The organism is Leptotrichia sp. oral taxon 498 (assembly GCF_002240055.1).
Taxonomy (GTDB): Bacteria; Fusobacteriota; Fusobacteriia; order Fusobacteriales; family Leptotrichiaceae; genus Leptotrichia; species Leptotrichia rugosa.
The window spans coordinates 925,177-943,290 of the sequence record NZ_CP016753.1 but is presented as its reverse complement, the minus strand read 5'-3'; the positions used below and the strand labels follow the sequence as shown (position 1 = coordinate 943,290).

20 protein-coding genes are annotated in these 18,114 nt (G+C 28.8%); 14 read left to right on the top strand and 6 right to left on the bottom strand.

From position 1 onward, the window contains the following. Positions 1 to 18 precede the first annotated feature (18 nt). The 5 genes from BCB68_RS04550 to BCB68_RS04530 all read left to right on the top strand — a co-directional run bounded on the left by BCB68_RS04550 (position 19) and on the right by BCB68_RS04530 (position 6,372). A complete protein-coding gene (locus BCB68_RS04550) occupies positions 19 to 723 on the top strand; it encodes a response regulator transcription factor (protein ID WP_094079707.1) in 705 nt (234 codons plus the stop codon). A 130-nt stretch (positions 724 to 853) separates the two neighbouring features. After that, positions 854 to 2,113, top strand: coding sequence for a sensor histidine kinase (locus BCB68_RS04545; RefSeq protein WP_237048706.1), 1,260 nt, complete (start codon positions 854 to 856; stop codon positions 2,111 to 2,113). Between the two features lie 174 nt (positions 2,114 to 2,287). Further along, positions 2,288 to 2,953, top strand: coding sequence for a thiamine diphosphokinase (locus BCB68_RS04540; RefSeq protein ID WP_094079705.1), 666 nt, complete (start codon positions 2,288 to 2,290; stop codon positions 2,951 to 2,953). A 954-nt stretch (positions 2,954 to 3,907) separates the two neighbouring features. Then, positions 3,908 to 4,942, top strand: a complete 1,035-nt coding sequence (locus tag BCB68_RS04535) for an RluA family pseudouridine synthase (protein WP_094079704.1) — start codon at positions 3,908 to 3,910, stop codon at positions 4,940 to 4,942. 83 nt (positions 4,943 to 5,025) lie between these two features. Then, positions 5,026 to 6,372 carry an MATE family efflux transporter gene (locus BCB68_RS04530; protein ID WP_094079703.1) on the top strand — a complete coding sequence of 449 codons (1,347 nt, stop codon included), beginning with the start codon at positions 5,026 to 5,028 and terminating at the stop codon, positions 6,370 to 6,372. Between the two features lie 156 nt (positions 6,373 to 6,528). Here the strand turns inward: BCB68_RS04530 and BCB68_RS04525 are convergent, their stop codons facing one another. Continuing rightward, on the bottom strand, positions 6,529 to 7,500 hold the full coding sequence (locus BCB68_RS04525; protein WP_216639362.1) for an NAD(P)H-dependent flavin oxidoreductase: 972 nt from the start codon (positions 7,498 to 7,500) through the stop codon (positions 6,529 to 6,531). Positions 7,501 to 7,636: 136 nt separating this feature from the next. Between BCB68_RS04525 and BCB68_RS04520 the strand changes: the two genes are divergently transcribed. Together BCB68_RS04520 and BCB68_RS04515 are read left to right on the top strand one after the other, a co-directional pair. Further along, positions 7,637 to 8,005, top strand: coding sequence for a winged helix-turn-helix transcriptional regulator (locus BCB68_RS04520; RefSeq protein WP_018450686.1), 369 nt, complete (start codon positions 7,637 to 7,639; stop codon positions 8,003 to 8,005). Positions 8,006 to 8,022: 17 nt separating this feature from the next. Further along, positions 8,023 to 8,385, top strand: coding sequence for a glutamyl-tRNA amidotransferase (locus tag BCB68_RS04515; RefSeq protein WP_094079701.1), 363 nt, complete (start codon positions 8,023 to 8,025; stop codon positions 8,383 to 8,385). 47 nt (positions 8,386 to 8,432) lie between these two features. Here BCB68_RS04515 and BCB68_RS04510 read toward each other — a convergent pair whose 3' ends face one another. Together BCB68_RS04510 and BCB68_RS04505 are read right to left on the bottom strand one after the other, a co-directional pair. After that, positions 8,433 to 8,846 carry a hypothetical protein gene (locus tag BCB68_RS04510; RefSeq protein WP_094079700.1) on the bottom strand — a complete coding sequence of 138 codons (414 nt, stop codon included), beginning with the start codon at positions 8,844 to 8,846 and terminating at the stop codon, positions 8,433 to 8,435. Positions 8,847 to 8,923: 77 nt separating this feature from the next. Further along, complete coding sequence (locus tag BCB68_RS04505) at positions 8,924 to 9,703, bottom strand: SDR family NAD(P)-dependent oxidoreductase (RefSeq protein WP_094079699.1); 780 nt, start codon at positions 9,701 to 9,703, stop codon at positions 8,924 to 8,926. A 210-nt stretch (positions 9,704 to 9,913) separates the two neighbouring features. Here BCB68_RS04505 and BCB68_RS04500 point away from each other — a divergent pair, with 210 nt between their 5' ends. The 7 genes from BCB68_RS04500 (at position 9,914) to BCB68_RS04470 (ending at position 16,101) form a co-directional block, all read left to right on the top strand. Next, positions 9,914 to 10,603 carry a LysR family transcriptional regulator gene (locus BCB68_RS04500; RefSeq protein ID WP_237048705.1) on the top strand — a complete coding sequence of 230 codons (690 nt, stop codon included), beginning with the start codon at positions 9,914 to 9,916 and terminating at the stop codon, positions 10,601 to 10,603. Positions 10,604 to 10,720: 117 nt separating this feature from the next. Next, the gene (locus tag BCB68_RS04495) at positions 10,721 to 11,818 is read left to right on the top strand and encodes an RNA-guided endonuclease TnpB family protein (RefSeq protein WP_094079698.1); all 1,098 of its coding nucleotides are present in this window, start codon (positions 10,721 to 10,723) and stop codon (positions 11,816 to 11,818) included. A gap of 154 nt (positions 11,819 to 11,972) precedes the next feature. Beyond that, positions 11,973 to 12,170 carry a hypothetical protein gene (locus BCB68_RS04490; protein ID WP_216639361.1) on the top strand — a complete coding sequence of 66 codons (198 nt, stop codon included), beginning with the start codon at positions 11,973 to 11,975 and terminating at the stop codon, positions 12,168 to 12,170. Between the two features lie 176 nt (positions 12,171 to 12,346). Continuing rightward, positions 12,347 to 13,369 carry an alpha/beta hydrolase gene (locus tag BCB68_RS04485; protein WP_157697347.1) on the top strand — a complete coding sequence of 341 codons (1,023 nt, stop codon included), beginning with the start codon at positions 12,347 to 12,349 and terminating at the stop codon, positions 13,367 to 13,369. Positions 13,370 to 13,460: 91 nt separating this feature from the next. After that, positions 13,461 to 13,826 (top strand): MerR family transcriptional regulator, encoded by a 366-nt coding sequence (locus BCB68_RS04480; protein ID WP_094079696.1) that lies wholly within the window; start codon positions 13,461 to 13,463, stop codon positions 13,824 to 13,826. A 35-nt stretch (positions 13,827 to 13,861) separates the two neighbouring features. After that, positions 13,862 to 14,581: an endonuclease gene (locus BCB68_RS04475; protein ID WP_094079695.1), complete on the top strand. Its 720-nt coding sequence runs from the start codon at positions 13,862 to 13,864 to the stop codon at positions 14,579 to 14,581. A gap of 266 nt (positions 14,582 to 14,847) precedes the next feature. Beyond that, positions 14,848 to 16,101: a dicarboxylate/amino acid:cation symporter gene (locus tag BCB68_RS04470; protein ID WP_094079694.1), complete on the top strand. Its 1,254-nt coding sequence runs from the start codon at positions 14,848 to 14,850 to the stop codon at positions 16,099 to 16,101. Positions 16,102 to 16,183: 82 nt separating this feature from the next. On the opposite strand, the gene BCB68_RS04465 is transcribed toward BCB68_RS04470, so the two are convergent. The 3 genes from BCB68_RS04465 to BCB68_RS11045 all read right to left on the bottom strand — a co-directional run bounded on the left by BCB68_RS04465 (position 16,184) and on the right by BCB68_RS11045 (position 17,997). After that, positions 16,184 to 16,879: an FAD-dependent oxidoreductase gene (locus BCB68_RS04465; RefSeq protein ID WP_094079693.1), complete on the bottom strand. Its 696-nt coding sequence runs from the start codon at positions 16,877 to 16,879 to the stop codon at positions 16,184 to 16,186. A 192-nt stretch (positions 16,880 to 17,071) separates the two neighbouring features. Next, a complete protein-coding gene (locus BCB68_RS04460) occupies positions 17,072 to 17,734 on the bottom strand; it encodes an acyltransferase family protein (protein ID WP_094079692.1) in 663 nt (220 codons plus the stop codon). 29 nt (positions 17,735 to 17,763) lie between these two features. Beyond that, positions 17,764 to 17,997 (bottom strand): acyltransferase family protein, encoded by a 234-nt coding sequence (locus BCB68_RS11045; protein ID WP_094079691.1) that lies wholly within the window; start codon positions 17,995 to 17,997, stop codon positions 17,764 to 17,766. Between the last annotated feature and the right edge of the window lie 117 nt (positions 17,998 to 18,114).

Here is an 18,114-nt window from a genome sequence, read left to right as displayed (position 1 = left end):
ATAAAAGGAGATTTTGAAATGATTGAAAAATATTTGACAAATAAATGTATTTTAATTGTTGATGATGAGCAGGAAATTTTAGATATGACTACATCAATTTTAGCTGATTACGGGTATAAAAATATACAGACTGCAAAAAGTGTGAAAGAAACTATGAAATGCGTTGAAGAAAAACAGCCTGATTTAGCGATACTGGATGTTATGCTTCCAGATGGGAACGGTTTTGAATTACTGGAAAAGTTGAGAAAAACCAGTAATTATCCAATATTATTTCTTACAGCACGTGGAGAAGATGAGGATAAATTCAAGGGCTTTGGATTAGGAGCGGACGACTATATTGTGAAACCTTTTTTGCCAAAAGAGCTTTTATTCAGAATTACTGCTATTTTGCGGCGAACTTACAAAAAAGAAAGTCCAATTGTAAATTTAAATGGCTGTCAAATTGATTTTTCTCGTGGAGAAATTATAAAAGATAATAAAAATATACCGTTAACCGCAAAGGAATATGAATTATTACAGACTCTTTACCGAAACGCAGGACATATTGTAACCATTGATACATTGTGTGAAGCTGTATGGGGCGAAAATGCCTATGTTTATACAAATTCACTGATGACACATATAAGACGCATTAGAGAAAAAATTGAAATTAACCCTTCCCATCCTGTGTCATTAATAACAATGAAAGGATTAGGCTACAAACTAATTGTGGAGGGAAAATGATATGAAAAGCATACTAAAACTAATACGTCGTTTTATAATAACCTTAATATTAAGTTTTGTCCTACTTCTATTCTTAAATATTTTTTTATACGGATTATGGATTCTTAAATATGTGTCAAAGAATCCTCCCATGAACTATACTTTTAAAGTAGCAGATATGTTAAAATTTGAAAATGGTAAATACACTTTGCCTGACGAAATGACTGCTGACTTAAAAAAACAAAATATATGGGCAATCTTGATTGACAACGATTCAAAGAAAGTTATATGGCAAACAGACAATTTACCTGATGATATTCCAAAAGAATACTCAATATCTGATATTGCCATATTTTCACATGCCTATATAAAAAACTATCCTGTTTTCACTTCCAAAGTTGAAAATAATTTACTCGTGCTAGGCTATCCTAAAAATAGTTATTGGAAATACCCAGTAGCCAACTGGAAATACGGACTTGTCAAAAATATTCCAAAATTTTTACTTATACTTTTTTGTCTAAACATAATTTTTGTATTTTTAATATACATTATTTCCAACTCTAAACTTTTAGGTTCTGTAAATCCAATAATAAAAGGCATACAAAATTTGCCTAAAGATACGCCTGTACATGTGAAAGAAAAAGGCGTTTTGTCAGAACTTGCAAAAAGTATAAATAAAACTTCTGAAATTTTGCAAAATCAAAGGGAACAATTGCGAAATAAAGACACGGCACGAGCCAACTGGATTGCAGGAGTTTCTCACGATATTCGTACTCCACTATCAATGATAATGGGTTACACAAGTCAATTGAAAACATCTTTGAATTTATCAGATGAAACGGATAAAAAGCTTTCCGTCATTTTGAAACAAAGTGAGCGTATAAAAAATTTAATAAATGATTTGAACCTTGCTTCAAAGTTAGAATATAATATGCAGCCTTTTGAGCAGAAAAAAGAAAATCTAGTAGCAGTAGTTAGGCAAGTTGTCGTTGATTTTTTGAATATGGATATCGATGAAAAATTTCCGATAGAGTGGAAGACGAAAAATGAACTTGTATCTTGCTTTGCCAATATCGACAGTAATTTGATAAAACGAGCTCTAGCGAACTTAATTCAAAATAGCATCAATCACAACGAAAATGGATGTATAATTTATATCTCGGTAAAAGAAGATGAAAAAAATTGCATAATTTGTGTTGAAGATAATGGAACAGGAGTTTCTGACAAAGAGCTGGAAAAACTCAATAATGCCCCACATTATATGGTTTGTGATAAAAATATGACAGAACAGCGGCACGGTTTGGGACTTCTTATCGTAAAGCAAATTATTGATGTCCATAATGGTAAAATTATGATGAAACATAGTGAATATGGAGGATTTAAGGTTGTTTTGGAGATTCCTGAAATTTAAAGGAATTTTTTTACAATCTTGTAAATAATCAGATAAAACAGTATAATAAATATATTGTATGGTAAAACTTATTTAAAACTAAACTCAAAAGCTATGACTATTTTACTCAAACCTTAAATTAGCAGTTTAATTTAAAATGGATTTGAGTATATTTCTTGATTTGAAGGGAGAAAAATGGAGAAAAAATATGTAATTTTTTTAAATGGTGAATATAAGTATTCGCAGGAATTTATGGATAAATTAGTTTCGGAAAATGCAGTTTGCTTTTGTGCAGATGGCGGAGCGAATTTTGCCTTTAAATATGGAAAAATGCCAGAAATGATTATTGGAGATCTGGATTCGATTGAGAAAAAAGTTTTGGAATATTATAAAAGTAAAAATATTTTGATAAAAAAATTCCCAAAAGACAAGGATTTTACAGATTTTGAGCTGATTTTGAAAGAAATTAATAAAATTTCGGAAAATAAGAATTTTGTTGAGAAAATATTTGTTGTTGGTGGGCTTGGGAAACGAATTGATATGACTTTGAGCAATTTATTCATAATGGAAAAGTATAAAAATCTTGTTTTTTTGCAGGAAAATGAAGAAATTTTTTATGCAGAAAAATCTTTTGTCCTAAAAAATAAAAAGGAATGTGAATTTTCAATCATTCCAATTAGTGAAAAAGTTGAAAAATTAACCTTGAAGGGCTTTAAATTTGAAACAGATAAAATTGATGTGAAAAGGGAAAGCTCCAGACTTGTGAGCAATGTTATTCTTGAAAATGAGGCTAGCGTGGAATTTAAAAATGGGAAACTGATAATTATTTTGAAAAATAATAATAAAAATCTTTTATACTAACACCCTCATTTAAAAAATTAAATCTAATTTTTAAGTATCCATCTTAAAGACTTTTGTACTTTTATTTATAAATATTATGATTAATAAATGCTTTTTCTTATTTCATTTATATGTTTTTTTAACGTAAGGGCATCAGATGCCATGCCCTTACAACCCCGCTTTACGCAAAACTTTCTTATAAAGAAAAAATAAAACTCGCTTCGTAAAAACTACGCTCAGACAGTTATTTTTCCTTTAACGAAATTTTGCTTATTTAATATTTTCCAAATGTAAAACCTAAAATTTAAATATAATAATTTTTATAATTTAATATAGAATGTCGTGATTTTTTTGGAATGAAAACGACTAAACACATAAATGTGTTTCTTTCGCTAGAACCTTCATAGCAAATAAATTTTGTAAAGTTGTTCTAATCTTCGTTTGCGAAAGTGAGCGTCAGCGAGTTTCGTTTTCGTAGTAATCAAGGTTTTATCCAAATAATAAATGTTTAGACTACTTTCCCAAATAAAATTTGTGAATATTTCAAAAAAATACTTAGACGAGTCAGGGTTAGTGCGTAGCACATTCGCCATTCTCTTTAATATATCATTATTTAAATATGTTAGAATAACTATTATTGCGAAATGAAGGGAAATGGCGATTGATTTCCCTTGCTTTATAAAAAGAGAAAACATAGAATTATGAAAAAACATTTATTAACAATAAGTAGTTTTTCATAACTCTAAATAAAATCCCTTATATGGATACTTAATAATTAACTTTAATTAAAAAATATTCTATAAGTACATAGATTATAAATAGTACAATCTTGTAAAAAAAGCTTTAATTAAATGAATTTTCTGATTTTTATTATTTAAATGGGAAGATGGTATAATAATAGATTTGTTTAGCAACTTATTTTTAAAACTAAAAGCTTATTAAAAAATAAATTTGTAAAAAGGATGTGTATAAATAATGAAAAAATTTAGGATAGAAAAGGAACATCAGAGGATGAAAATCTCGCAGTATTTGCGGGAAGTACAGAATTATTCGGGAAGAAGTTTGAGAAATGTGGAAGTTTTTTTGAATGGAAAGCAGGTAAGATTAACTAAGAAATTGCCGTCACACGGAAATTTGAGAGTTGTGGAGAAGAAAAAGGGGACGGACATTAAGCCTATTAAATTGCCACTTGATATTATTTTTGAAGATGAAGATATTTTGGTTGTGAATAAAGAGCCATTTTTATTGACACATCCGACACAGAAAAAAGCTGATTTTACACTTGCGAACGGAATCGTAAATCATTTTTTGGAAAAATATGGTGAAGTTCGAGTGCCACGATTTTACAACAGGCTCGATATGAATACATCTGGACTGATTATTATTGCCAAAAACAGTTTTGCACAGGCATTTTTACAAAATTTTTCGATTTTTGAGAAAAAATATTTGGCGATTGTGGATGGAATTATTGATGATGAGGAAATTTCTAGAATTAAAGATGAATTGGCAAAAGATGAGGAAAATCATAAAATTCAGGATTTTGAGAAAGAAAATTTGAAAGCTGAAGTTGAAAAAGTTAGAAAAGTTGGAAAAATTGAGAATGAAGAATTTGAGGAGAAGCAAAATTTTGAAAAAGATGAAAAAAATAAAATAATTATCGAAAGACGGATTTTTCGAGATGGTGATAATTTGGAGAGAATTATTGACGAGAAAGGTCAGTATGCGAAAACGGCTGTAAAAGTGTTGAAAACTTATCATGAAAAAAATGTGACGCTTGTGGAATGTGAGCTTTTTACAGGAAGAACGCACCAAATTCGTGTGCATTTGAAATCCATCGGACACACAATTATAGGAGACGAACTTTATGGAAATGGCTTAAATAAAGAACTTGGAATAAATAGACAATTTTTGCACGCCTACAAGGTAAAATTTACACATCCTGCAAGCAAAAAGGAAGTTGAACTGGAAATACCAATGTTTACAGATATGAAAGAGTTTTTAGAAAAATAGAAAAATTATATTTTTTACAAAAAACTATTTTTAAAATAAAAATAAAAAATTTATGATTTAAAAACAAAAAGAAAGGACAAAAAATGAAAAAATTTAATTTTTCGGTTGATTTGATAAATGATAATATTTTGAAGTCGCTTCTGATTTTTTCGATACCGATACTTGTGTCGAATATTTTTCAGCAGCTTTACAATATGGCGGATATTGCTATTGTGGGGCATACTTTGGGAGATAACTCGCTTGCGGCTATTGGGGCTTCGGCTGCTATTTTTGAACTAATCTTTGGATTTGCGTTAGGAATTGGAAATGGGCTTAGTATGGTTACAGCTAGAAATTATGGGGCGAATAATAAGAATCTTTTGAAAAAGTCTGTAGCTGGTTCAATTGTTATTGGAATTTGGATTACTGTGGGAGTAATGATTTTATCACGGTTTATTCTTATGCCACTGCTAAAAATTTTGCATACGCCTGAAAATATTATAAAAGAAGCATTTGAATATATAAACATAATAACAATGTTTATTGGCGTAACTTTTTCCTACAACCTGTCGTCAGGACTTTTACGTGCAATCGGAAATAGCTTTATGTCGCTCGTATTTTTGGTAATTGCCTCAATTTTAAATATTTTTCTTGATATTTATTTTATAACTTCCCTTAAAATGGGAATTGGAGGAGCTGCGGTTGCAACAGTTATTGCACAGGCAATTTCAGTTATCTTAAGTATTATCTACATTTACGTAAAAGAGCCAATTTTAATACCTAGAAAAAAACATTTCAGATTTGATAAAAAATTGTACAAGGAACTGCTTGGACAGGGACTTTCTATGGGATTTATGATTGCAATTGTACTTATGGGAACGCTTATTTTACAGTATGCGATAAATGGGTTTGGATACTTGATTATCGCTGGACATACTTCGGCAAGAAAACTTATGGGATTTTGCAACATTCCGCTAACTACAATAGCACTCGCACTTGCAACTTTCGTTTCCCAAAATAAAGGTGCAAACAAAGTAGACAGAATCCGAAAAGGCGTATTTTACGCTAATATGATAGATATAATTTTTGCAATTGGAATCACAATTTTTGTATATTTATTTTCCAAAAATATGATTCACCTAATGTCTGGCTCAAACTCTGAAGTAGTCCTTTACAACGGTTCAACCTACCTAAAAATAGCCTCACCATTTTTCACAATATTAGGCGTTTTATTCAACTTAAGATACGCTCTACAAGCTCTAGGAGAAAAAGTAATCCCTCTAGTTTCCAGTATAATCGAATTTTTTGGGAAAATAATTTTCGTAATTTTTATTGTGCCAAAGTTGGGTTATTTTGGTGTGATGATTTGTGAGCCGCTGATTTGGATTGTGATGACGGGACAGTTGGCTTGGGCATTTTATGGGAATGGGTATATTAGAAAAATGAAATAAAAAAGAATGTCTCATAAGAGGAATAAAAATACAAAATCATAAATTTTATATATGATTATTTTTATAAAATTAATAAAAACAAAAATCTTTAATTTATAAGAATATATAATATATATGTTTTTTGGATTATTTCTAACTTATGAGACACCTCTCTAATTAATCAATAAAATCAGCCATTAACTCGTTTACAACTTCTTTAACAGATTTAATTTCCTTAATAAAACTTACTCCTAAACCAACCGAAATGTATCCATTTTCATCCCCATCAAGCATTCCGAGTTTCATATTTTTTCCTCCACCCTGTTTTAAGAACAGTTCTTCTCTTGTAGCACCGTTTTTATCCATTTCAACTAATTCTGCCGATAGTTTTGTAGGAATAGATCTGTAAAAGTGGGGCAATGTTCTAAAAATATGTAAATCTTCAGCGGTTGTTTTTAGCATCAGTTCTTTTACATTCTGCGCTGTTCTTGCTTCTTCTGTAGCTAAAAATCTTGTTCCAAGAAATACTCCTTCAGCTCCAAGTGCAAATGCAGCTCTGACACCACGTATATCAGAAATTCCTCCAGCAGCCATAACAGGAATATTTTTTACAGAATCTACTATTAAAGGTACTATTGAAAAAGTTCCTATCTGCCCTCCTGGAAGCATTCCTCCTTCATCAAATCCTGTTGCAACAAATACATCTGCTCCTAATTTTTCTATAGTTCTAGCATTTTCAACAGTTGGTTCCCCTCTAAAGACTATTTTAATCCCAGCATTTTTTAATCTTTTAAATGTACTTTCAAAATCCATTCCTGCGACTCCGTTTACAAGTGCAACTGGAACTTTTTCTTCAATTATCATATCTAAAAGAGGATTTGTAAATTTCATATCTACATCTACTATTATTACAACACCAAAAGGTTTGTCAGTTAATTCTCTTGTTTTTCTAATTTCTTCCCTCATTCTTTCCATTGTTTCCTGTGGAGAAGGCGTCATTGTTGTTTGACCTGCACTAGGTCCTAAAATTCCTAGTCCACCGGCATTACTAACGGCTGCTACTAGTTTTGCATCTGTTAGCCATGCCATTGGTCCTTGTATTATCGGATATTTGATTCCTAAAATTTCTGTTATTCTATTTTTTTTCATTATTATTCTCCTCTCAATTTTTATTGATTTTTTTGTTTTAAAATATTATAATACATTTACACTAAATATTGAAGTAGGCAATAAAAAATGACATAGTATTAAAAAATGTACTTTTGTGATATGAGGAGGTTTTATAATGAAAGATTTAAAAAAATACAAAATAAAGAATATTGAAAAGAATAATAGAATATGTGGAATAAATTATACTCAAAAAATTTTTGCAGGAAAATGGAAAATAACAATTATCTGGTTTTTAAAAAATGAAGCCAGAAGATATAGTGAAATCAAAAAGTTTTTATCGAATATTTCTCAAGGTTCACTTACTAAACAGTTAAGGGAACTTGAAGAAGACGGTATCGTGGGAAGAAAAGTTTATCCTGAAGTTCCTCCTAGAGTTGAATATTTTTTGACAGAGAAAGGAAAAAAATTGATTCCTGTCCTCGATACAATGGAAGAATTTGGTAACTTTTATGTTGAGGAATACATAAAAAATAAAAGTATATAGAATTATATTATAAATCTATGATTATACAGAAAACAAAATTAGTTGAATTTTTTTCAGATTTTAATGGATTTAAAGTGGTAATGAAAAACTTAAATTATGATTTTATAAAAAATTTAAATAATAGGGAATCCACAATTAAAACTGAAATCAAAAAAAGAAAGATTTTAGAGGTGCAAATTCAAAAAATAATGGAGTTTTTTGAAACTAATGATGAACTTACACGATTGAAATTAGAAAAACTTTTGAATGTAAAAGAAAGCCGTGCTAGAGATTTGTTAAGATATTTGGTGAAAAATGATATATTACAAAAAATAGGAGCAACTAGAAATATCAGATATATAAAAACCGTCGGAAAAAAATCAAGCAACGAAAATCACTAAGAAATCGTTGCTTAAAAATTATTGATTATTTTTGTATTTTTGATAATTTAATTTGTTATAAGACTGCAAAGTTTTTTGTTATCTGAAATACGATATAAATCCATTTTAGGTCTATTTTTTTTATCAAATGAATAAGATAATTTGTAATTTGAAAAAACTTGTGTTTTGTCACTCAAGTTTGTAAAATAGATAGAATTTTCATTTTCTTTTACTTCGTAATCTAATTGTGAAAGTTCAAGCGAAACTTTTCCTGTTTTTAATGCTGCGCGATTATCCAATATGCTAACTGAAATAGACGGCTTGCCATTTTCATTCAAGAATTTTATATAAGTAAGTCCCTTAAAAGTTCTGTCAACAGAATAAGGGCATCTCCAAACTTCAGAAGATATTTGGTCAATATTAGTGTCAGAAAAACTTAAACTGCAAATTAACAAAGAAAATAAAAATATAAATTTTTTCATAAAATCACTCCCATAATAATAATTTTTTTTATATTTTATAATATTTTTTTAGGAAAATCAACAATAAAAACTAATATTTAAAATTTCATATTATTTTTAGAACTAAATGCATTTTGAAAAAATCCATCGGACAAGTCAAATTCAAAAGTTTCACGATTGATGTAGCCGACAGTTTTGTCGCTTTCGTAAAGTTGAATGAGAAAATCTGCCATTTCTTCGGATGTATGATAGTTTGGATAAGATTTATCATAATCAAAATCAGTCTTATCAGTTGCGACATTTCCAAAGTCAGTTTTGGTTGCGGCGGGTGCTAGGACTTTTGCTTTTAATTGTGCGTTGTTTTGCTTTAATTCTAGTGCGAGTCCTTCTGTGAAGGCATTTACGTAAAATTTTGTGGCACAGTAGACAATTACGTTTGGAACGATTGTGTAACCTCCTGTTGAGGAGATATTGATTAATTGAGAGCCTTCTTCGTTGTGGTAATCTTGGACGTATAAAGAAGATAGCAAAGTTAATGCCTCTACATTGAGATGAAGCATATCTAAAATTTTATTTAAAGGCTGCTCTCTTACATCGCCATACATTCCAAAACCTGCATTGTTTATTAAAGTTTCAATGTGATAATTTTTTAATTTTGAATATAGTTCAGGGATTTTACCGACATCAGTTAAGTCAAAATCTATTACAATAATGTCCAAATTAGGATTTTTCTTCAAAATTTCGCTTTTTAAGTCTTCTAGTAAATTCTTTCTTCGTGCAATTAGAACAAGATTTTTATTTCTTTCTGCAAATTTTAGAGCCACAGCCTTTCCTATTCCCGAACTTGCTCCTGTTATAACAGTATATTTTGTTTTCATAGTTATTACCTCCATAAATTTGATAAATAAAGGATAGCAGTTAGAGTATGGTATAAGTCAAGAGTTTTTTGAAAGATTTTCGCAAATTAATTTTTTCTAACAAATTGTTTTTATTTTACATATTTAGTATAATATAAAACAATAAAAATATCTAATACTTATAACTAATATTTATCTATTAGTTTTAGTTATAGTAAAAAAGGAGAAAAAATGGAATTAAGAGTTTTAAAATATTTTTTAGTTGTGGCAACAGAAAGAAATATTTCTAATGCGGCTAAAATTCTTTATGTTTCACAGCCAGCACTTTCAAAGCAATTAAAAAATTTGGAAGAAGAATTGGGTGTTACACTTTTTAAAAGAGGGAATCGGAATATTACTTTAACAGAAGATGGTGTTTATTTTTTAACAAAAGCAAAAGAAATTTTAGCATTAGTTGATACGACAGTTGCCAACTTGACACAAGAAGATATTGTTGGAGGAGAGATAAATATTGGTGCAGGAGAAAGTGCTCAAATGGGACATATTTTTAAGATTATTAATGATATGATGATTGATTATCCAAATATAAAAACAAATGTTACTAGTGGAAATGCAGACGAAATGCTTTTAAAACTGGATAATGGAACTTTAGATTTTGCAATTACATTTGGGTTTGTGGATAAAAGTAAATATGAGCATTTGAGTTTGCCCTGGTGTGATAAATGGGGGTTACTTGTGAGAAAGGATAATTTTCTTGCAAAAAAAGACTATATTTTGTCCAAAGATTTAGAAAATATTCCTTTAATTATTTCAAAACAAACAAATGTGGATAATTTTTTAGCTGGCTGGATAGGAAAAAGTATAGAAAATTTTAACAAAAAGACAGCAAGAAGTCGTAGGCTTTCTACAAGTGGGAGATGAATTGCTTTTTTTGTAAAAAAATTGAAAAAAGGATATGTCTATGATACAATTTTTGTGTAAAATATTGAAGAGAAGTCATTAAAAATAATATTCAAAATTAAAAGGAGGTGTAATTTCATGAAATATAATTTAGCATTCAAATACAGAATTTATCCAAATAAGGAGCAAGAATTATTGATAAACAAGACTTTTGGATGTGTTCGTTTTGTTTACAATACGATTTTGTATGCTGCAAATAAATTTTATGAAGAAACGGGAAAAAATAAAATAATTACACCTGCCAGTTTAAAAAGTGAAAATCAATTTCTAAAAGAAGTAGACAGTCTAGCACTTTCAAATGCTCAATTGAATGTAAAACGATCGTTTACGAATTTTTTTCAGAAAAGAGCGAAGTTTCCAAGGTTCAAATCTAAAAAGAATAATGTTAAAAGTTACACGACAAATTGTGTGAATAATTCAATACGAATTGAGGAAACAAAATATTTGGTTTTGCCAAAATTGAAAAAAGTTAAATTAAAATATCATAGAGAAATACCGAAGGATTACAAGATAAAGTCAGTAACATTGACAAACAGTAATGGAAATTACTATGTTTCCATCTTGACAGAATTTGAAAAAGAAATTCAAAAAAATCCAAGTAATGATAAAGTGATTGGACTTGATTTTTCAATGTCTGAATTATTTGTCAGCTCTGAAAACCAAAGAGCTGATTATCCAAGATATTTTAGGATGTTGGAGAAAAAATTGAAGAAATTACAGAAATCATTATCGAGAAAAGTAAAATTTTCTAAAAATTGGTATAAGCAAAAAGCGAAAATATCAAAATTGCATGAATATATTAAAAATTGTCGAAGAGATTTTCTACATAAATTATCAAAAAAATTGTCTGAAGCGTATAATGCTGTGGTTGTTGAGGATTTGAATATGAAAGGGATGAGTCAGGCATTAAATTTTGGGAAAAGTGTAGGAGATAATGGATGGGGAATGTTTTTGAGAATGCTTGAGTATAAGCTGATATTTTTAGGGAAAGAATTTTTGAAGATAGATAAGTGGTTTCCATCGTCGAAAACTTGTAGTAGATGTGGAAATATTAAAGAGGAGCTGAAATTATCAGAAAGAAGTTATAAATGTAAGTGCTGTGGGATTGAAATTGATAGAGATTACAATGCGGCATTGAATGTAAGAAACATTGGAAAAGCGATGTTGAAATATTAAGAAAATAAAAGAAGACAGGGTAGGAACTACCCGAAGAGCTTGGTAAATATATTTGGCTAACAAAAGCAGATACTTCCCAAGAAGCTCCCGCTTCTAAAGGCGGGAGTAGTTCACTGTTGTAGGTACTTATAACTTACTTTATAATGCATCATTAATGGCAAATCAAAATATTGGAAGTGTTCTATGTTTTGATGGAATAATAAATACGGGTGAAAGCAATTTGAAATTCATTCCATTAAAACCGGAGCTTGAAACAGAGATGAGCATTATTTGGAAAAAAAATCAAACTTTATCAAATGTTTCAAAAAAATTTTTAGAAAATTTGAAAATATATATTTCTAATTATAACTAAAAATTATAGTTATATATAAATTAGAAGTATTTGAAATAGTTAAAAAAATGATGTACAATTCACTTGTGAAAAATGAAAGAAATAAAATATCAAAATAAAGGAATGTGATAATAATATTAAGAAAAAGGTTATTAGTAACTACAATATTAGGAATAATAAGTATAGGAGGAAATATTATGGCAATACCTGCAATTAAACAAGTGAAAGATTCGAGTATAAAATTAGAACAAAAATGGGATAAAACTTTCCCGGGAAGTAATAAAGTTGAGCATACTAAAGTTATGTTTAAAAATCGTTATGGAATAACTCTGGTTGGGGATTTGTATGTTCCAAAAAATATTGGAAATCAAAAACTATCTGCAATAGCAATTTCAGGTCCATTTGGAGCAGTTAAAGAGCAATCATCAGGACTATATGCACAAACACTAGCAGAAAGAGGATTTGTAACATTAGCGTTTGATGGTTCATATACAGGAGAAAGTGGAGGACAGCCAAGAAATGTTCCATCACCTGAAATTAATACTGAAGACTTTAGTGCGGCAGTTGATTTTTTAGGAACACAATCATTTATTGACAGAGATAAAATTGGAATTTTAGGAATTTGTGGATGGGGAGGATTTGCTTTAAATGCAGGAATTTCAGATACTCGTATTAAAGCAGTTGCAACTTCGACAATGTACGATATGACAAGAGTTTCTGCAAAAGGTTACAACGATTCAGTTGATGCAGAAGGAAGATATAATCTGAAAAAAGAAATGAATGAAGCTAGATGGAAAGCCGTTGAAAATAATTATTCTGATGTAGTACCACCTGTTAATTTAAGACAAGATCAAATAACAAAAGATACACCAAAATTTGTTGCTGATTACTCAGATTATTACACAACAAAAAGAGGATTCCACCCTCGTTCAGTAAATTCAAATCCAAATGGTGGTTGGACAACAACTGGAATGTTACCATTAATTAATATGCCAATTTTACAATATGCTTCTGAAATGAGAACGCCTACTTTAATAGTTCACGGAGAAAATGCTCACTCAAGATACTTTTCAGAAGATGCTTATAAAGCATTAGGAAATAAAAATAAAGAATTATACATTGTAAAAGGTGCAGTGCATACAGATTTATATGATGGTGGTGGAAAAAATCTAATTCCATTTGATAAATTTGAAAGTTTTTTTAAAAATAATTTGAAATAAAGTGATGAATTTAGGCTATTGTATTTTGCAGTAGCCTTTTTTTGTTGTATAATAGTTTTATAAATTGTTTTTGAAAGAGGAAGTAAAAATAATGCAAATAAAGGAATTTTCAGAAAAAACAGGCTTAACTCCATATACAATAAGGTTTTATGAAAAAAAGGAGCTGTTTCGTGTAAAAAGAGATGAAAAAAATAGAAGAATATACGATGAAACTGATATTGAATGGATAAAAATGTTAAAAAGATTAAAAGATATGGGAATGAAATTGAGTGAAATTAAGAAATATTCAGATTTACGGTATGAAGGGAACGGAACGATAAAAGAAAGAATGAAAATTTTGACAAATCATAAAAAATATGTAAATATAGAAATTGAAAAGTGGCAAAAATATTTACAAAATCTTGATGATAAACTTGAGATTTATGAAAATTATTTAAAAAGTATTTCTGAAAAATAAAAGGGTTATAAATATATAGAAATTTAGGAGTAAATATGCTTACAAATACAAATATAACTTGGGGATTTGTCTTGTTATCCCCTTTTATAATTCCAATATTAATTTTATTAACTTTCTGGTTTTTTGTTTCAAAACGAAAATTTAATTTTCTTATTGCATTTACAATTTTGTCATTATTATTTGTTAGGTATCTTCGTTTTCCCTATGACACAGTTAACCGTAACAGTGAACTCGAAGTATCACGAAATTTTTTGATAAAAAGAACTTTGAGTTCGGATTCAGAGCATGAAGTTTATAAACTTGTTGATAAGACGAAGCCTGAAGATTTGATTTTGTATTTAAATGGATTAGCTAAAATTAATAATACTTGGGTTGGTTATATCGAGGAAACAGATTCTTACGAAGGAAAATATGGTGTCAAACCAGAAACATATTTTTGGATTAACGGTAATAAGATTGAATATAACTTAGATGAAAAAACTTTAGAAAAAAGATTAGGTTTAAAAGAAATAAAATTACAGGATGCAGAGCACTTTGTTGATAAATTTGGAAGTAAAAAAGAAATTCTGTATCAATATCAATTAGATAAAACAGGAGATTTAGATGAAAATATTTCTTTAAATTCAGAATTAAGCAAGAAATTGGAAACAAAGTATAAAAAAGACAGAGCATTCTATATGATGTTTTGGAGTGTAATGTTGCTTATGGAAATTATTTATCTGTTTATAAAAAATAGAAAAAATCACGAAAAATAGATGAAAATACATCAATGTTTACACCAACACAGTGAAAAATGTATATTTTCTCACATATTTTTTATACAATCAAAATGCTTTTTAGCGATAAAGTTAACGAAATATTAGATGAAATAAATTTCAAAGAAAATAAGAATATTAAAAAAACATTTAAAAATAATAAATTTTTTCAAAATAGGTTGTAAATTTTTTCATAAAAAGTTAGAATACAGGATATATTACAAAATTTTGGAAAGGAGGCAGTATTTTATACTGTTAAAAAATTTATGAAAAAATTTGGTTTGACAACCAGAATTATGATTGGACTGGCACTTGGGGTTGTATTTGGGTTAATTTTGAGTCCTTTTTCACAAAATCCATTTGTGAAAGATGTTGTTATTGATTCGATTCTTGCGTTTTTTGGAGGAATGTTTATCAATCTTATGAAAGTTATGATTGTACCGCTTGTTTCTATTTCTCTTGCGATGGGAGCAGCTTCCATTGGAGATGTAAAGAAACTTAGAAGAATTGGGACAAAAGTTTTAGGATTTTATTTTGCAACTACTGCGATTGCCGTAGCCATTGGATTATTTGTAGCAAAAATTACTAATGTTGGAAAAGGAATGATTCACGGAAATCTTCCAAAAGGAGAATATGAAATTGCTCAGCAGAGCAAACTTATTGACGTGTTGCTTGATATGATTCCAAAAAATATCGTAAATGCGATGTCAGAGGAAAAAATGCTTGCTATAATAATATTCTTTTTGCTTTTAGGAGTTGCAATTACAGCTTTGGGAGATAAAGTTAAAAATTTAAAGACTTTACTTGAAGAAGCAAATGAACTTGTATTAAAAATGGTAGAACTTATAATGCAAGTTGCTCCACTTGGAGTTTTTGCACTGATTTCAAAAGTAGTTGCTTCAACAGGAATAGATGTGCTTGTTAAATTAATAGGATTTGTTGTCGTGACATTAATAGCTTTTGTAATTCACACAGGAGTTTATCAAATAATGCTTGTAGGTATGGCAAAAATGAATCCAATTAAGTTTTTCAAAAACTTTTTAAACGTTGTTTCAGTGGCATTTTCTACATCCAGCAGTAATGCGACAATTCCAGTAAATATTGAAACACTATCAGAAAAATTCGGTGTTTCAGAAGAAATTAGCTCATTTACAATACCACTGGGAGCGACAGTAAATATGGATGGAACTGCGATTATGCAAGGAGTTGCGGCAGTATTTATCGCAAACCTTTATAGTATCCATTTGGGACCAACACAATACATTGGAATTATTTTAACAGCGGTATTAGCTTCAGTCGGTACGGCAGGAGTTCCAGGAGCTGGAATGCTTATGTTGTCACTTGTGTTAAAACAAGCTGGACTGCCGCTTGAAGGAATTGGAGTTGTAATTGGTGTTGACAGAATTCTTGATATGTTCAGAACAGTTGTAAATATTACAGGAGACGCTGTCTGTACAATTGTTGTGGCAAAGAGTAAAAATGAAATTAGAGAAGTAAATGATAAAAATTTCTCTGATTAATCTGAAATAATCTCATAAAAAATATTTATTCAAAAAATCAATAAAAAGAAAAAAGGCTGTCTTTTTCGACAACCTTCTTTTTTTATCCAAAATTATCAATTTTTACTTTTTTATTGTCAACACCTTTATCTTTTAATGCCACTCTCATTGATTTAATAAATTCTTTAGTTCCTACGATATAATAAACATAGTCATTTAGATCTCCAACATGAGCTTCAATAAAATCTCCATCAATTCTTTTTTGAACTCCTGTCAAAACTTTTATATATTCGTAATTATCGCCAAGTGGATAATTTTCCAATTCTTTGTCATAAGTTACAATATCAGGCGTACGATTGCTGTAAAATAATTTAATTTTTCCTTCATGTTTTTTATCTTTTAATTTTTTGAAAAATGGCAATACTGGCGCAATTCCAATTCCTGAAATTAAAAGAGCTATATTTTGATCTTTAGGAATTTCTACTGGAATAAAGTTTCCAAGTGGTCCAAAAAGTGAAACAGGATCTCCCGTTTTAATTTCTTTATACATCTTTTTAAAATCGCTTTCACTTTCACGAACTACGAATTTTAGTACATCTTCTTCAGGATGTGAAGCAATAGACAGTGGTCTCATCATATTGTCTTCAGTTTCAAAATATGGTTCCGGAAATTTAAAATTAACATATTGCCCCACTTCATATTTAAATCCTTCAGGTTTTGAAACAGTCAGCTCATAAGTTTTATTTGCAACTTTTTCTCTTTTCACGACTTTTGCCGCCCAATCTTTTTTTATACTCATTTTCTCTCCTTCTATAATATAGACAAGTTTTGTTGTCCATATTTTTTTAAATTACACTAAAATAAATATGATTACAAAATCATACTACTCTAAAATAATACCCTTAATTTGAGAAAAAATCAACCTTTTTTGTAATAAATGTTATTTTGTAAATAAAATATTTTTATATTTAAAACAATATTTTTATAAAATTTATAATTTTATTTTTAAAAAAAATTTTCTTACAAATATTTCATAAATTATTCCAAGTAAAATACTGATAATCACTGTAGTAAAAGATTTAAAAATCATTTCATCACTAAATTTCACAACAATTTTTAAAACTAATAAATGTACTAAAAATGCAAAATATGTTGAATTTGAGACAATTTTAACTGCTTCATTTCTATTTTTAAAATCAAGTTTTATAAAAAAAGTAAAAAATGAAACTGTCATAAAAAATGTTCCAAGTGAATTTTTATCAAAAAAGTCGCTGATTCTGTTTCCTGTTTTTAATAAAACATATTTTGTGGAAATTGCACTTATAAAAAATCCGATTAAATAAATTATAATTATTATAGAAAAAGGTACTTTTTTTATTTTATTTCTATCGACTTTTATGTAATAACCCAAAATATAGTAGCCTATAAATTCTGTTATTGGAAAATGTGAAAATGGAATTCTTGGAAGATCAAATTTTATCAAATGTGGATTTAAAATGCTACATAAAAACCATAAAATTAATATTATAAAAGTTTCTTTTTTAGCAAATTTCAGAACTTTTTGAAGCCAAGGTGTGATAAAGTAAAGACCCAAAATCATATAAATATACCAAAAATGTGGAGCTACAATTTCTTTTCCTTGTAATACTGGCATTATTTTTACTTTATTTACAAAAATATAAACTATATTGAAAAATATGAAAAGTGGAAATACCCCCTAATTCTTTTTTTAAAAAAAACTGACATTTTTTCTGATTTATCTAGAAGCAAATACCCACTAATCATTATAAACAAATTAACCCCTATAGAAATTACGCCATATAACAAAATCCATATATTTATCCCGTATTGAATATTTACTGTATGAAGCAATACAATAAAAATAAAAGCTAGAATTCTAATAATATCAATAGCCATAGTTCTCCTATCTAAATTTTTTTAATAAAAAATGACCGTTCCCAAAATAGTAAATTTTAGAAACAGCCATAAGTGAACTACTCCCGCTTTTAGAAGTGGGAGCTTCTTGGGAAGTAT

Bases quoted from the DNA above. Each gene is read 5' to 3' on its own strand.
- BCB68_RS04550 (WP_094079707.1), top strand. From the start codon at position 19: ATGATTGAAAAATATTTGACAAATAAATGTATTTTAATTGTTGATGAT.
- BCB68_RS04545 (WP_237048706.1), top strand. From the start codon at position 854: ATGAACTATACTTTTAAAGTAGCAGATATGTTAAAATTTGAAAATGGT.
- BCB68_RS04540 (WP_094079705.1), top strand. From the start codon at position 2,288: ATGGAGAAAAAATATGTAATTTTTTTAAATGGTGAATATAAGTATTCG.
- BCB68_RS04535 (WP_094079704.1), top strand. From the start codon at position 3,908: ATGAAAAAATTTAGGATAGAAAAGGAACATCAGAGGATGAAAATCTCG.
- BCB68_RS04530 (WP_094079703.1), top strand. From the start codon at position 5,026: ATGAAAAAATTTAATTTTTCGGTTGATTTGATAAATGATAATATTTTG.
- BCB68_RS04525 (WP_216639362.1), bottom strand. From the start codon at position 7,500: ATGAAAAAAAATAGAATAACAGAAATTTTAGGAATCAAATATCCGATA.
- BCB68_RS04520 (WP_018450686.1), top strand. From the start codon at position 7,637: ATGAAAGATTTAAAAAAATACAAAATAAAGAATATTGAAAAGAATAAT.
- BCB68_RS04515 (WP_094079701.1), top strand. From the start codon at position 8,023: ATGATTATACAGAAAACAAAATTAGTTGAATTTTTTTCAGATTTTAAT.
- BCB68_RS04510 (WP_094079700.1), bottom strand. From the start codon at position 8,846: ATGAAAAAATTTATATTTTTATTTTCTTTGTTAATTTGCAGTTTAAGT.
- BCB68_RS04505 (WP_094079699.1), bottom strand. From the start codon at position 9,703: ATGAAAACAAAATATACTGTTATAACAGGAGCAAGTTCGGGAATAGGA.
- BCB68_RS04500 (WP_237048705.1), top strand. From the start codon at position 9,914: ATGGAATTAAGAGTTTTAAAATATTTTTTAGTTGTGGCAACAGAAAGA.
- BCB68_RS04495 (WP_094079698.1), top strand. From the start codon at position 10,721: ATGAAATATAATTTAGCATTCAAATACAGAATTTATCCAAATAAGGAG.
- BCB68_RS04490 (WP_216639361.1), top strand. From the start codon at position 11,973: ATGGCAAATCAAAATATTGGAAGTGTTCTATGTTTTGATGGAATAATA.
- BCB68_RS04485 (WP_157697347.1), top strand. From the start codon at position 12,347: ATGGCAATACCTGCAATTAAACAAGTGAAAGATTCGAGTATAAAATTA.
- BCB68_RS04480 (WP_094079696.1), top strand. From the start codon at position 13,461: ATGCAAATAAAGGAATTTTCAGAAAAAACAGGCTTAACTCCATATACA.
- BCB68_RS04475 (WP_094079695.1), top strand. From the start codon at position 13,862: ATGCTTACAAATACAAATATAACTTGGGGATTTGTCTTGTTATCCCCT.
- BCB68_RS04470 (WP_094079694.1), top strand. From the start codon at position 14,848: ATGAAAAAATTTGGTTTGACAACCAGAATTATGATTGGACTGGCACTT.
- BCB68_RS04465 (WP_094079693.1), bottom strand. From the start codon at position 16,879: ATGAGTATAAAAAAAGATTGGGCGGCAAAAGTCGTGAAAAGAGAAAAA.
- BCB68_RS04460 (WP_094079692.1), bottom strand. From the start codon at position 17,734: ATGCCAGTATTACAAGGAAAAGAAATTGTAGCTCCACATTTTTGGTAT.
- BCB68_RS11045 (WP_094079691.1), bottom strand. From the start codon at position 17,997: ATGGCTATTGATATTATTAGAATTCTAGCTTTTATTTTTATTGTATTG.